This is a genomic window from Brevundimonas vesicularis, assembly GCF_032067225.1.
Lineage (GTDB): Bacteria > Pseudomonadota > Alphaproteobacteria > Caulobacterales > Caulobacteraceae > Brevundimonas > Brevundimonas vesicularis_F.
On the sequence record NZ_DAMBJX010000076.1, the window covers coordinates 1 to 11,522 of the forward strand.

Sequence of the window (11,522 nt, forward strand, 5' to 3'; positions counted from 1 at the left end):
CGAGAGACGCTCACCCTTGGGCGCTACGGGCGGGGCGGTCTGAGCCTGTCGCAGGCGCGGGAACGTCTGTTCGAGATCAAGCGGACCATCGCGGAGGGCGTGTCGCCCGCCTTGGAGAAGCAGCGCGCCAAGCGTCGTCTGAAAGAGGCGCGCAGCTTCGAGTATGTCGCCCAGCGTTGGATGGACACCGCACCGATGGCGGACAGCACGCGGAACATGCGCCGGTCGATCTTCAATCGCGAGGTGCTGCCGCAGTGGCGCAACCGTTTGCTCAGCGAGATCACTCCCGACGACATCCGGGCGCACTGCAAGACCATCGTGGACCGTGGCGCGCCGGCGACGGCGATCCATGTGCGCGACATCGTCAAACAGATCTACGCCTGGGCCATCCTGCACGGGGAGAAGATCGACAATCCGGCGGACGGCGTGGGGCCGGCGTCGATCGCGACCTTCCGGCCGCGCGACCGCAGCCTGTCGCCGAGCGAGATCCGGATCATGCTGGGGGTTCTCGGAGAGGTGGCGACCCTGCCGACCATCCGGCTCGGGCTGAAGTTCATCCTCCTCAGCATGGTGCGAAAGAGCGAACTGCAGGATGGCGTCTGGCCAGAAGTGGATTTCGAGAACGCCGTCTGGTCGATCCCCGCGGCGCGGATGAAACGGTCCCGGCCCCACAACGTCTATCTGTCGACCCAGATGCTCGACATCCTGATCGCCCTGAAGACCTGCGCGGGGAACTCCAAATACATCCTTCCGTCGCGCTACGACGCGGACGCGCCGATGTCGCGGGCGACCTTCAATCGCGTGACCTCCGCTATCGCCGAGCTGGCGAAGAAGCGAGGACTGCCGTTGGAGCCTTTCACGGTTCATGACCTGCGCCGCACGGCTTCGACCCTGTTGCATGAGATGGGGTTCAACTCGGACTGGATCGAGAAGGGCCTGGCTCACGAGGAGCGGTCGTCACGCGGCGTCTACAACAAGGCGGAGTTCGAGATGCAGCGACGGCATATGGCGCAGCAGTGGTCGGACGCGGTCGAGGCCTGGGAGGCCGGGCGGACGTTCACGCCGGTGCTCAGTGTGCCGGAGGGAGAGGGACCTCGCTTCGATCCGAAGTTCTGACGGGTCGGCTGACGCGTCGGCGGACGTCGGGCGGCGGGGCGCGGCGGATCGGCTGGTTGCGGCGCCGCTCGAGCCAGGCCTCGACCTCGGCTAGGTCCCAGACCACGCAGCGGGGCGTCAGGAGGAACCGCTTCGGAAACTCGCCCCGGCGCTCCATCTCCCAGATGGTGCTGTCGGCGAGCGGCACCATCTGATGCAGTTCAGGCTTCTTGATCGTGCGCCGCAGGGGCGGGGTGGTCTGGCCCATGTCGAACTCCGTCTCTGTCCTCAGGAGAATCGACGCGAAAGCAGGCGATAGATGAAGCCGCAGGCTTACGCCCGGTCGCTTACGGTCGGGATCGACTCTCTCGCGATCACGCCGCCTTCGATCCGCAGCACGAGCTGGCGCGGGTCTGTGTGAGGTCCTCAAGGATGACGCAGTCAGGGCCAGGCCCGCCGGCGCAGGCCGCGTCGCAGTCGGTCACGAGCTTGGCCAGATCGGCTTCCAGCGCCTTCAGTTCGGAAAGCTTGGTCTGGACGTCCTCCAGGTTCCGACGCGCCAGATCGCGGGCGTCGAGGCAGGAGCGGTCGCCGTTCTCCAGCAGATCGACCAGACTGCGGACCTGGTCGATCGGAAACCCGAGCTCGCGGCAGCGGCGGATGAAAGTCAGTCGCTTGAGGTCGGCGTCGCCATAGGTGCGGTGGCCGCCGTCGCGTCGGGCGGCCCGGCGCACCAGGCCGATCTCCTCATAGTAGCGGATCGTCGGAGGGGTGGTCCCACTGCGCCTGGCGAGGGCTCCGATGGAAAGCGCGTGGTCCATGTCGTCATCCGGAAAAAGGGCTTGAAGCTAAAGTTACTTGAAGTCCTACAACGCGTCCACGGAACGGCGGATCGCGCCGTTCAGGAGAGTGAGACATGTTGCCGAAGGACGTCCCAATCGCCTGCACTCTGGGGGCCGGCGACTATCAGGCCCGGATGCGGTGGATCGCGGATCTCAACCAGCGCAGCCTTCAGGGTCATCATCGGGACGACCTGACGCTGCGTATCGACTATGAGGCCGGCGCCCTCGCGGATGTGGAAGAACTGGTCCGTCAGGAAACCGCCTGCTGCGCTTTCCTCGACTTCGAGATCGAGGAGCGCCCAAGCTCGGTCCGTCTCGTCGTCACGGCGCCGGAAGACGCCCGTCTCGCCGCCGACACCCTGTTCGAAGACTTTATCGCCTCGGGTCCGTCGACCCGGGCCCAAACCTGTGGATGCTGTTGATCATGACGTCTCTTACTCCCGGCGCGCCGTTGAACGTCGAGCCCGCCAAGGGCGATGCGAACCAGAAGGCGGTCGGCGTCGGCTCCGTCGTCGCGACCACGGGTGCCGTGCTTGGCTGCGCCGCCTGCTGCGTCGTGCCACTGGCCTTCCCGGTGTTGGCCCTGGGCGCGTCCGGCGCCGTCCTGGCCTGGTTCGCGGGAGCCCATATGTGGATCACCGGTCTTGCCCTGGTGATCGTCCTCGCCGCCTGGGCTTGGCTCGGATGGCGGACGTTCCGCCGCGGTCGTCCGCTGGCGCGCTCGACCGTCATCATGATGATCGGCTCGACGTTGATGCTCGCCCTAGCCCTGATCTGGCCGCGGATCGAACCCGCTCTTATGGCGATGATCCGATGACCTCTGAACAGACGCCGCGGAAGAAGGGCAGGCCGCTTTGGGTGGTGCTCGGCCTGGCCGGCGCCTGTGCGGTCTGCTGCGCCGTGCCGATCGTGATGCTCCTGGCGGGCGGCGCTACGCTCGTTGCCGCAGGCGCGGCCCTGAGTCAGAGCTGGGACGCGATCGCCTGCGGCGCGCTGATACTGATCGTCCTCGGCGCCGCTCTTGTGATGATGCGGCCGAAGCGCCCGGCGCCGTCCTGCAGCGTGGACGGCGCTTGCGGCTGCAAGGAAAAGGCCTGACAGGTCTGGCCGGGTGGCGGCAGTGGTTGGAGCGCCGCAAGGTCTGGACCTCGGATGAACACCTCTGAACTTCGCGACGCCCTGGAAACGCGGCAGGTCTGGATCTACTTCGCCGCCGTGATCGTCGCGGTGGCCGTCGGGCTTCTGGTCCCAAGTACAGAAATCCTTGAGGGGGCGATCAATCCGGCGCTGGCCTTGATGCTGTTCGTCACCTTCCTGCAGGTGCCGGTCGCCGCGCTTGGCCGGGCGCTTCGCGAACTGCGATTCATGGGCGCCTTGCTGGCTGTCAACTTCGTCGCCGTGCCCTTGCTGGTCCTCGGCTTGGTCCAGTTCCTGCCGGCCGATCCTCTGATCCGGTTGGGCGTGCTGATGGTGCTGCTCTGTCCGTGCATCGACTATGTCGTGACATTCGCTCACCTGGGCCGGGCGGACGCCCGATTGTTGCTGGCGTCGACGCCTGTGCTGCTGATCGCACAAATGGCGCTCTTGCCGATCTATCTGCGCCTGTTCCTCGGCGCCGAGGCGGCGGCCTATGTCCAGCCGGGTCCATTCATCCACGCCTTCGTCTGGTTAGTTGCCATCCCCTTCGTTCTGGCGGCGCTTGTCCAGGCATGGGCCGTGCGCAGCGCGACCGGGGATCGGGTCTCGTCAGCGCTTGGCTTGGCGCCCGTGCCCGCGACGGCGCTGGTGTTGTTCATCGTGGTCGCCGCGGTCGTGCCGCAACTCGGGCAAACACTCGACAGAACCCTGAGCGTCGTGCCGGTCTATATCGCCTTCGCCGTCTTGGCGCCGCTTGTCGGATGGGCCGTCTCAGGGTTCGCGCGTCTGACGCCCGAGGCGGGTCGCGCCGTCGCCTTCAGCGCCGGAACCCGCAACTCGCTCGTGGTTTTGCCGCTGGCCCTGGTCGTGCCCGGCGCAATCCCCTTGGTCCCGGCCATTATCGTCACCCAGACGCTGATCGAGTTGGTGGCCGAGCTCCTCTACATCCGGCTCATGCCGAGGCTTGGAAGTCGAACGGCCTGAACACTGTAGGGCGAGGGTCTTGAATATTTCCATAGTTCGACTAATTCGGAATTATGGAAACCGAAGCCTCGATTCTCGCTCTCGCCGCCTTGGCGCAATCAACGCGTCTGGAGGCGTTTCGCCTGCTGGTTCGCCATGAACCCGATGGTCTGCCGGCCGGTGACATCTCCAACCATCTGGCCATTCCGGCGAACACCCTGTCGTCCCATCTCGGCGTCCTGACCCGGGCGGGGTTGATCAAGTCGGAGCGTCGCAGCCGGTCGATCATCTACCGCGCCGATCTGGACCGCCTTCGCGATTTGGTCCTGTTCCTGCTCAAGGACTGCTGCGGGGGCAGGGCGGACCTGTGCGAGCCGCTTCTGGCAGAACTCGCGCCTTGCTGTCCCTGAGGACGCCATGGACGTCGTCATCTATCACAACCCCGCCTGCGGGACGTCTCGCAACGCCTTAGAGCTGATCCGCCACGTCGGGATCGAGCCTCATGTGGTCGAGTATCTCAAGACCCCGCCGTCGCGCGCCATGGTCGCCTGGCTGGCGGAGCAGACCGGCGCCCCGCTGCGCGACCTGCTGCGGGAGAAGGGCACGCCCTTCGCCGAACTGGGTCTCGAGAATCCCGCCCTGACGGATGACCAGTTGCTCGATGCGATCGAGGCCCATCCGATCCTGCTCAACCGTCCGATCGTGGTCAGCCCCCTTGGGGTCCGCCTGTGCCGCCCGTCGGAGGCCGTGCTGGACCTGCTGCCGGCCGAGAACCTGAAGCCCTTCACCAAGGAAGACGGGGAGGTCGTAATCGACGCGGACGGCCAGCGGGTGGCGAGATGACCGACGCGCCCGCCGCTCCGCCGCGCTGCCTGTCGTTCCTCGACCGCTGGCTGACGGTATGGATCTTCGCCGCCATGGCGCTGGGCGTCCTGCTCGGAACCGTGGTGCCGGGCCTGCCCGCCTGGGTCGACAGCCTGTCGGTCGGGACCACCAACATCCCGATCGCCATCGGCCTGATCCTGATGATGTACCCGCCGCTGGCCAAGGTCCGCTACGAGGCCCTGCCGCGCGTGTTCGCCGACAAGCGGGTGCTGGCCCTGTCGCTGATTCAGAACTGGGTTCTCGGCCCGGTGTTGATGTTCGCCCTGGCGGTGATCTTCCTGCGCGATCAGCCGGAGTACATGACCGGCGTGATCCTGATCGGCCTGGCGCGCTGCATCGCCATGGTGCTGGTCTGGAACCAGCTGGCGCGCGGCGACAACCAGTATGTGGCCGGTCTCGTAGCCTTCAACTCGATCTTCCAGATCCTGTTCTTCAGCCTCTACGCCTGGCTCTTCCTCACCGTTCTGCCGCCGTTGTTCGGCCTGCAGGGCAGCGTGGTGGACGTCAGCGTCTGGACCATCGCCGGAGCCGTGCTCGTCTACCTCGGCGTTCCGTTCCTGGCCGGATTCCTGACCCGTCGCAGCCTGATCGCCCGCAAGGGGGCCGACTGGTACGAGCGCCGCTTCCTGCCGCGCATCGGGCCGATCACCCTGATCGCGCTGCTCTTCACCATCGTGGCCATGTTCAGCCTCAAGGGCGGAGAGGTCGTGGCCCTGCCGCTGGACGCCCTGCGCATCGCCATTCCGCTGACGATCTACTTCCTCGTCATGTTCGTCGTCAGCTTCCTGATGGGCAAGCTGATCGAGGCGGACTACCCGCGCACCACGGCCTTGGCCTTCACCGCGGCCTCCAACAATTTCGAGCTGGCCATCGCGGTCGCCATCGCGGCGTTCGGCCTGGCCTCGCCGGTCGCCTTCGCGGCCGTCATCGGTCCGCTGGTGGAGGTGCCGGTGCTGATCCTGCTGGTGTCGGTCGCCCTTTGGATGGGCCGGCGCTGGTTCCCCGACACGGTCCCGCCGGCGGACGCCCCGTGATGGTGGTCCTGTATCTGATCGAAGCGACCGACGCCGGCCTCATCGCCGCGCTGCGGGCCGAAGGCCTGCCTGCGCCGGACGCCGGCCGCTACTTCAGCGCCGATCACTCCGGCGCGGTCGTCGGCTACGTCGGGCTGGAAGGGGAGGGGCGCGACCTGCTGCTCCGCTCGCTGGTCGTGCTCGCCGACCGGAAGGCCTGCGGCCTGGGAAGTCGGGTGCTGGCCGCCGCCGAGATCGTCGCCGGTAACATGGGCGCTGCACGGCTGCACCTGCTCACCACCACGGCCGAACCCTTCTTCGCCCGGAACGGCTACCGGACGGCGAACCGCCAGACGGCGCCGGAGGCGATGCGGCGGACCCGCGAGTTCGCGGGGCTGTGCCCGGCCTCGGCGGCCTATCTGACCAAGGACCTGTGATGACCTTCGCCCGTCTCCGACCGCTGCCCGATCCGGATCATCTGCCGGCCCTGGACAAGGCCTGTCTCTCGGCCGATCCGGCCCGCGGTCTGGGGCCGCACGACCATCCGCCCCGGATTCTGCTCCTATACGGATCGCTGCGCGAGCGGTCCTATTCGCGCTTCTGTGTCGAGGAGGCGGCCCGCCTGCTGCAATGGATGGGATGCGAAACCCGCATTTTCGATCCGTCGGACCTGCCGCTTCCCGGGTCGCCCGGCGACGACGACCACCCGGCGGTGCGCGAGCTGCGCGAGCACGCCCTGTGGTCCGAAGGCATGGTCTGGTGCAGCCCCGAACGGCACGGCCAGGTCTCGGGCCTGATGAAGCTCCAGATCGACCATCTTCCTCTGAGCCTGGGCGGGATGCGGCCGACGCAGGGGCGAACCCTGGCCGTCATGCAGGTCTCGGGCGGGTCGCAGAGCTTCAACGCCGTCAACACCCTGCGGCTTCTGGGCCGCTGGATGCGGATGATCACCATCCCCAACCAGTCGAGCGTGGCCAAGGCCTTCCAGGAGTTCGACGACGCCGGGCGGATGAAGCCGTCCGCCTACTATGAGCGCATCGTCGACGTGATGGAGGAGCTGGTGCGCTTCACCATCCTGACCCGGCCGCACGCCGCCCAGCTGGTGGACCGGTACTCCGAACGCAAGGCGGCCGGGGTTCGGGTCGACACCGCGACCGACCTCTCCTCCGTCGCCATCGCCGCACAGTGAGCGACGACGCTAGAGCGTGGTCCTGAGAGATGGGTCGATTGATTTTCGCCAGTCCTCTCCGACGCTGGCGGCGTCGGCGAACTCCGGCCATCGGGCGACCGCGTCGCGGACCTCCTGGACGATCGCCCGGGCCCGGCGCGTGTTGATCGAGGCGGTGCGGGCGCTGGCGTCGAAGTCGTCGAGGGTGAAGCCGTCGCGCTTGCCGTTCATCGCCATCTGGTGGCGCGCCGTCCACAGGCCGGTCGGGTTGTAGCTCCAGGTGATGTCATAGGCCGGCGACAGCGACCAGGCACCGGACCGGTCCATCAGGAAGGCGATGTTCTTGACGTGGTCGTCCTGGTTGCGGGCGATGATGTTGAAGACCATGCGCCGGTACTGTTCCTCGATCGCCGCCATCGGCAGGCCGAGTTGGCGGATGACCAGGAAGGCCTGCTCATAAGCGTAGGCGTTCGGATCGCAGAAGTCGTAGTGGGCCAGGGCCGCCAACGATTGCAGATGAAGCTTGCCGCCGCCCGGCAGGCGATCGAACCGCTTGGTCATGAAGTGGCGCCGGCCGCCTTCCTCGAGCAGGCGGCATTCGGCCACCTGGACGCCCGCCGCCGCGGCCATCCGGGCGTAGGCGTATTCGACCGCGCCATAGCCTTCGGGATCGGCCAGCTCCCGGTCCTTGTTGTTCTTCACCCCGTCGAACTTCAGCAGCCAGTAGTCGAAGCCGTCGCCGGCCTCGACCTGACCCGAGCGGACTTCGTTGGTGGCCGCGTTCCAGGCGATCACCGCCTTGGCCCGGGCGCCGCCGGCCGAGGTGCCGACGCGCAGGATCTCGCGCAGGGCGTCGGCCTTCTTGCTGTCGGCGAATGACGCCTGCAGATCGTTGCGGTGGCTGAGGACCTCGGACGCCAGTTCGACGAGGGCGTCGATCTGGATCCTGGCGGCCTTGCGGGGGCGGGGCCCGACCGCGGGCGCGAACTCCAGCGCGCCCATACCGCGCGCGCCCGTGTAGCAGAGGCGCTCCACGGCGTTGAAACTCTCCGGCGTCCGTCCCTGGGTCGCCAGCCAGGCGTCGATCAGGGTGTTGCCGTATTTGTCGGGGAGGGCGTCCGCCAACAGGCCGGGCAGGCCGTGGAAACTCTCCCGGTTGAGCCCGGGAAAACTGAACACCTGCGCCCCCAGGGGCATGGTCAGCGGCGCTACCTGGATGCCGCTGCCCGCGAAGGCCGGGTCATAGGCGAAGGCGGCGACCTCGGCGCCGTCCTCCAGCGAGACGGCTCCGATCCGGCGGCCCCACAGGCGGACTTCCGCGACGGTGGTCATTGTTCGTCGCCCCAGGTCCAGGGCGCGGCGGCGCCGGCGTCGCGGCCCTCGTCGGCGTCCGGCCGGGCGCGCTGCCGGGTCTTGCCGTGGCGCTCCAGCAGGTCGATCGGATTGGGCGGCGTCTCGGGCAGAAGGCGTTCGAGCCCCTCCAGCCTGTCCAGGGCGCGCAGGCAGCGGACCAGATTGGCCACCTGGACAGAGCCGCCGTCCTCGAGCCGTTCGATGGTCCGCTTGGAGACGCCGGCGGCCTGGGCGAATTGCGCCTGGGTCATCCCGCGCGTCAGGCGCGCATCGGCCATGCGACGGCCGAACTCGGCCACGGCTACGTCATCGGTCGTGAGATTGGTGATCTTCATAATTCGCCACTTTCGGCGACTTATATAGGCTTTAAAGAGTTAAGTCGTCAATAATGGCGACTTGTGATTACGGCGTGTAACTCGTCATTTGTGGCGAATTATCCAGCAATAGCCCTCATAAGTCGTCACAAGTGGCGACTTGCGGCAGGCTACAATTAAGCGCCCGCTCTCGCGACCCCCAAGCCTACGACCGTAGGCCGGCGTCAGCCGGCGGCCGCCGCCTTCGCGCCCGACCTGGACGCCCGGAGGAACCCGACCACGAGAACGAGCACGGTGAGCAGCTGAACGAGGACGCCCTCCAGGGTCGGATACAGGCCGAGGATTTCGATGCGGGGACTCCAGGCGACCGGATGGACGTCGATCCAGCCTGCTTCCTGCAGGGCGGCGACGCCCTTGCCGACCAGGACGACCGACAGGACCGCCATCAGGATCGAGCTGAGAGAGAAGAACCGACCGATCGGCAGGCGCTTGCTGTAGGTCAGCAGGGCCCAGGCCACGACCGCGAGCACGGCGACGGCCGACAGGGCGCCGGCCAGCATGCCGAGGTGACCGCCCTGGCTCCAGATGGCGGCGTAGAACAGGATGGTCTCGAACACCTCGCGGTAGACCACCACGAAGGCGAGCAGGAACAGCAGCCAGGCGGATCGGCCCGACAGGGCCCTGGAGAGCTTGTCGCGGATATAGGTCTGCCAGGCGTCGGCGTGCGATTTGCCGTGCATCCAGATGCCGACGGAGACGAGCACCGCGCCGGCCAGCAGCGAGCCGAAGCCCTCGGTCAGCTCGCGGCTCGCGCCGCTGATCGCGATCAGGAAGGTGGCCGCCGCCCAGGTCGCGCCGCCCGCCGCCAGGGCTGCGATCCAGCCGCCATGCACGTAGCGCAGCGCCTCGGGGCGCTCCGCCTTGCGCAGGAAGGCGATCATGGCGACCACGATCAGCAGGGCCTCCAGCCCTTCGCGCAGGAGGATGGTGAAGGCGCCGGCGAAGCTGGCGACATTGTCCGCCTTCTGGGGGGCGAGGGCCCGTTCGGCGGTGTCGAGCAAGGCGTTGAGGCGTTCGACCTGGGCCTCGACCTCGCCGGTCGGGGCACCGCGTCCAATGGCGGCCCGCAACCCGGTCATGGCGGTTTCGACCCGGCGCAGCAGGGCGCCGTCGCGGGCGCCGAGCGCCGGCTCCACGGGCTCGAAGCCGTCGAGATAGGCCGATAGCGCCAGGTCGGCGGCCTGTTTGCGGTCGCCCGCGCGATAGGCCGTCAGGCTCTCGGTCAGGCGTGTGCGGGCGAGCGTGAGCGCGCCGCCCGAGGCCGGCGACGCCGCCTCCGGATGCCGGCGCAGATAGGCGGTGACGGCGCGGGCCTTGGTCTCGCCGATGCGCGACGCCAGGTCGGCGGGCGTGGTCTGGGTGACCGCCGCCAGGGTGGGGAAGGCGGCCCGGATCGCCGGATCGCTCTCCCACAGGCGCTGGCCTTCGGCGGCTTCGGCCTCGGTGAAGGCGAAGCGTCCGACATAAAAGGCCAGGGCCCAGCGATCCTCGGCCGGCAGATGCGCGAAACTGGCCATCGCCGTGCCGTCCAGGCCCTGGTCGATCACCTGATAGAGGCCGAAGACGCTGCGCTGGCGGGCCCGCTCGACGCCGGCGAAGGCGATGGGCGCGGGGTCCAGCCCCTGAGCGCCTTCGCCGTCGGCGCGGCCCGTGACGCCGTGGCAGACGGCGCACTGCTCCTGATAGAGGGCCTGCCCCCGGGCGAGATCGGGCGGGAAGGACGGCGCCAGCGGGCTCGGATAGGCGGCGAGCAAGGCCGCGGCCAGGGTCTTGGCCTGGGCGGCGACCGCCTTTGGCGCGGCCTTGTCGCGGATGCGGGCCTCCAGGGCGGCGGCGTCGCGCACGAGCGCAGCCTTGCCGGCGGTCGCGGGCAGGGCGTCGATGCGGGTGCGGATCTGGCCCGCGAACTCGGTCATCTCGCCGTATTCGGCCGGGTTGACGATCTGGCCATTGGCCACCGCGCCGGCGTAGTCGACCGACACATAGTCCAGCAACCGCCAAGCGACCTGGGCCTCCGAGGCGGCGGGCGCCTGGGCCTGGACGGGAGCCGGAGCCCCAAGGACCAGGGTCAAGAACAGCAACTGAAGAAGACGACGCATGACGAGCCTAACTGTGAACGGCTCGCATTATCACTGGTGCGTCAGGGTGTCGCGCTCGAAAGTGAAGCGCGCCGGCCCGCGTCATGCCCGTCACCGCAGAACGCGTGGTCATGCAGCACCTCGATGACCTTGCAGGCGGAAACCCGGCCGCCGGCGCATTCGGCCGTCATGCGCGACAGCTCCGTCTTGAGCGCCTCAAGTTGAGCGATCTTCTCTGTGACGTCGCTCAGATGGCGTTCGGCGATCGCATTGGCCTCGCCGCAAGCCCGGTCGGGATGATCCGACAGGTCGAGCAGGGACCGGATCGAGTCGATGTCGAACCCGAGCTGGCGCGCATGACGGATGAAGGAGAGCCGGCGCACGGCGGCGTCGTCGTATAGGCGGCGATCGCTGGCGGTGCGCGGCGGCGCCGGCAAGAGACCGATCTGCTCATAGAAGCGGATGGTCGGGACCTTCACGCCGGTGGCGGCGGCCAGCTTGCCGATGGGGCGAAGGGAAGGGGCGGCGGGGAACGAGGACATGGGCTGGAAATAGACGCTTGATCCTCTAGCGGCTAGAGGATGCACAAGGGTGTACGAGACCACGGAGCCCTC

Annotated in this window: 16 protein-coding genes; 10 read left to right on the plus strand and 6 right to left on the minus strand. The window is 67.9% G+C overall.

Annotation, left to right across the window (positions count from 1 at the left end; translation table 11 throughout):
• The coding region (locus RT123_RS14270) for a tyrosine-type recombinase/integrase (protein WP_313009827.1) at positions 1-1,116 on the plus strand (1,116 nt) is incomplete at its 5' end.
• On the opposite strand, the gene RT123_RS14275 is transcribed toward RT123_RS14270, so the two are convergent.
• Complete coding sequence (locus RT123_RS14275) at positions 1,070-1,363, minus strand: helix-turn-helix transcriptional regulator (protein ID WP_161638689.1); 294 nt, start codon at positions 1,361-1,363, stop codon at positions 1,070-1,072. The two genes, RT123_RS14270 and RT123_RS14275, sit on opposite strands and share 47 nt — an antisense overlap.
• A gap of 106 nt (positions 1,364-1,469) precedes the next feature.
• Positions 1,470-1,916 carry a MerR family transcriptional regulator gene (locus tag RT123_RS14280; RefSeq protein ID WP_205682967.1) on the minus strand — a complete coding sequence of 149 codons (447 nt, stop codon included), beginning with the start codon at positions 1,914-1,916 and terminating at the stop codon, positions 1,470-1,472.
• 95 nt (positions 1,917-2,011) lie between these two features.
• Here RT123_RS14280 and RT123_RS14285 point away from each other — a divergent pair, with 95 nt between their 5' ends.
• Genes RT123_RS14285 through arsH form a run of 9 tightly spaced genes read left to right on the plus strand, consistent with a single transcriptional unit; the run spans position 2,012 to position 7,124 of the window.
• Positions 2,012-2,359 (plus strand): hypothetical protein, encoded by a 348-nt coding sequence (locus RT123_RS14285; RefSeq protein ID WP_161638691.1) that lies wholly within the window; start codon positions 2,012-2,014, stop codon positions 2,357-2,359.
• A gap of 2 nt (positions 2,360-2,361) precedes the next feature.
• Positions 2,362-2,754 (plus strand): hypothetical protein, encoded by a 393-nt coding sequence (locus RT123_RS14290; protein WP_205682968.1) that lies wholly within the window; start codon positions 2,362-2,364, stop codon positions 2,752-2,754.
• The gene (locus tag RT123_RS14295) at positions 2,751-3,035 is read left to right on the plus strand and encodes a hypothetical protein (RefSeq protein WP_161638692.1); all 285 of its coding nucleotides are present in this window, start codon (positions 2,751-2,753) and stop codon (positions 3,033-3,035) included. Before RT123_RS14290 ends, RT123_RS14295 begins: the two co-directional genes overlap by 4 nt.
• A gap of 54 nt (positions 3,036-3,089) precedes the next feature.
• Positions 3,090-4,058 (plus strand): arsenic resistance protein, encoded by a 969-nt coding sequence (locus RT123_RS14300; protein WP_205682969.1) that lies wholly within the window; start codon positions 3,090-3,092, stop codon positions 4,056-4,058.
• Positions 4,059-4,111: 53 nt separating this feature from the next.
• Positions 4,112-4,447 carry a helix-turn-helix transcriptional regulator gene (locus tag RT123_RS14305; protein WP_183204371.1) on the plus strand — a complete coding sequence of 112 codons (336 nt, stop codon included), beginning with the start codon at positions 4,112-4,114 and terminating at the stop codon, positions 4,445-4,447.
• 7 nt (positions 4,448-4,454) lie between these two features.
• Complete coding sequence (arsC, locus tag RT123_RS14310; RefSeq protein WP_205682970.1) at positions 4,455-4,880, plus strand: arsenate reductase (glutaredoxin); 426 nt, start codon at positions 4,455-4,457, stop codon at positions 4,878-4,880.
• Positions 4,877-5,956, plus strand: a complete 1,080-nt coding sequence (gene arsB, locus RT123_RS14315) for an ACR3 family arsenite efflux transporter (protein WP_205682971.1) — start codon at positions 4,877-4,879, stop codon at positions 5,954-5,956. Before arsC ends, arsB begins: the two co-directional genes overlap by 4 nt.
• Positions 5,956-6,372: a GNAT family N-acetyltransferase gene (locus RT123_RS14320; protein ID WP_205682972.1), complete on the plus strand. Its 417-nt coding sequence runs from the start codon at positions 5,956-5,958 to the stop codon at positions 6,370-6,372. The genes arsB and RT123_RS14320 overlap by 1 nt, the downstream gene beginning before the upstream one ends.
• Entirely contained in the window at positions 6,372-7,124 is a 753-nt protein-coding gene (gene arsH / locus RT123_RS14325; protein ID WP_161638698.1) for an arsenical resistance protein ArsH, read from the plus strand. Before RT123_RS14320 ends, arsH begins: the two co-directional genes overlap by 1 nt.
• A 9-nt stretch (positions 7,125-7,133) precedes the next feature.
• Here the strand turns inward: arsH and RT123_RS14330 are convergent, their stop codons facing one another.
• The 4 genes from RT123_RS14330 to RT123_RS14345 all read right to left on the minus strand — a co-directional run bounded on the left by RT123_RS14330 (position 7,134) and on the right by RT123_RS14345 (position 11,450).
• The gene (locus tag RT123_RS14330) at positions 7,134-8,435 is read right to left on the minus strand and encodes a type II toxin-antitoxin system HipA family toxin (RefSeq protein WP_295242501.1); all 1,302 of its coding nucleotides are present in this window, start codon (positions 8,433-8,435) and stop codon (positions 7,134-7,136) included.
• On the minus strand, positions 8,432-8,791 hold the full coding sequence (locus tag RT123_RS14335; RefSeq protein ID WP_295242503.1) for a helix-turn-helix domain-containing protein: 360 nt from the start codon (positions 8,789-8,791) through the stop codon (positions 8,432-8,434). Before RT123_RS14335 ends, RT123_RS14330 begins: the two co-directional genes overlap by 4 nt.
• Positions 8,792-8,994: 203 nt before the next feature.
• On the minus strand, positions 8,995-10,929 hold the full coding sequence (locus tag RT123_RS14340) for an FTR1 family protein (RefSeq protein WP_295190424.1): 1,935 nt from the start codon (positions 10,927-10,929) through the stop codon (positions 8,995-8,997).
• A gap of 41 nt (positions 10,930-10,970) precedes the next feature.
• Positions 10,971-11,450 carry a MerR family transcriptional regulator gene (locus RT123_RS14345; RefSeq protein WP_295190428.1) on the minus strand — a complete coding sequence of 160 codons (480 nt, stop codon included), beginning with the start codon at positions 11,448-11,450 and terminating at the stop codon, positions 10,971-10,973.
• Positions 11,451-11,522: the final 72 nt, after the last annotated feature.

What these genes read in the sequence shown, in the direction of transcription:
- RT123_RS14275 (WP_161638689.1), bottom strand. Translation starts at nt 1,363, where the DNA reads ATGGGCCAGACCACCCCGCCCCTGCGGCGCACGATCAAGAAGCCTGAA.
- RT123_RS14280 (WP_205682967.1), bottom strand. Translation starts at nt 1,916, where the DNA reads ATGGACCACGCGCTTTCCATCGGAGCCCTCGCCAGGCGCAGTGGGACC.
- RT123_RS14285 (WP_161638691.1), top strand. Translation starts at nt 2,012, where the DNA reads ATGTTGCCGAAGGACGTCCCAATCGCCTGCACTCTGGGGGCCGGCGAC.
- RT123_RS14290 (WP_205682968.1), top strand. Translation starts at nt 2,362, where the DNA reads ATGACGTCTCTTACTCCCGGCGCGCCGTTGAACGTCGAGCCCGCCAAG.
- RT123_RS14295 (WP_161638692.1), top strand. Translation starts at nt 2,751, where the DNA reads ATGACCTCTGAACAGACGCCGCGGAAGAAGGGCAGGCCGCTTTGGGTG.
- RT123_RS14300 (WP_205682969.1), top strand. Translation starts at nt 3,090, where the DNA reads ATGAACACCTCTGAACTTCGCGACGCCCTGGAAACGCGGCAGGTCTGG.
- RT123_RS14305 (WP_183204371.1), top strand. Translation starts at nt 4,112, where the DNA reads ATGGAAACCGAAGCCTCGATTCTCGCTCTCGCCGCCTTGGCGCAATCA.
- arsC (WP_205682970.1), top strand. Translation starts at nt 4,455, where the DNA reads ATGGACGTCGTCATCTATCACAACCCCGCCTGCGGGACGTCTCGCAAC.
- arsB (WP_205682971.1), top strand. Translation starts at nt 4,877, where the DNA reads ATGACCGACGCGCCCGCCGCTCCGCCGCGCTGCCTGTCGTTCCTCGAC.
- RT123_RS14320 (WP_205682972.1), top strand. Translation starts at nt 5,956, where the DNA reads ATGGTGGTCCTGTATCTGATCGAAGCGACCGACGCCGGCCTCATCGCC.
- arsH (WP_161638698.1), top strand. Translation starts at nt 6,372, where the DNA reads ATGACCTTCGCCCGTCTCCGACCGCTGCCCGATCCGGATCATCTGCCG.
- RT123_RS14330 (WP_295242501.1), bottom strand. Translation starts at nt 8,435, where the DNA reads ATGACCACCGTCGCGGAAGTCCGCCTGTGGGGCCGCCGGATCGGAGCC.
- RT123_RS14335 (WP_295242503.1), bottom strand. Translation starts at nt 8,791, where the DNA reads ATGAAGATCACCAATCTCACGACCGATGACGTAGCCGTGGCCGAGTTC.
- RT123_RS14340 (WP_295190424.1), bottom strand. Translation starts at nt 10,929, where the DNA reads ATGCGTCGTCTTCTTCAGTTGCTGTTCTTGACCCTGGTCCTTGGGGCT.
- RT123_RS14345 (WP_295190428.1), bottom strand. Translation starts at nt 11,450, where the DNA reads ATGTCCTCGTTCCCCGCCGCCCCTTCCCTTCGCCCCATCGGCAAGCTG.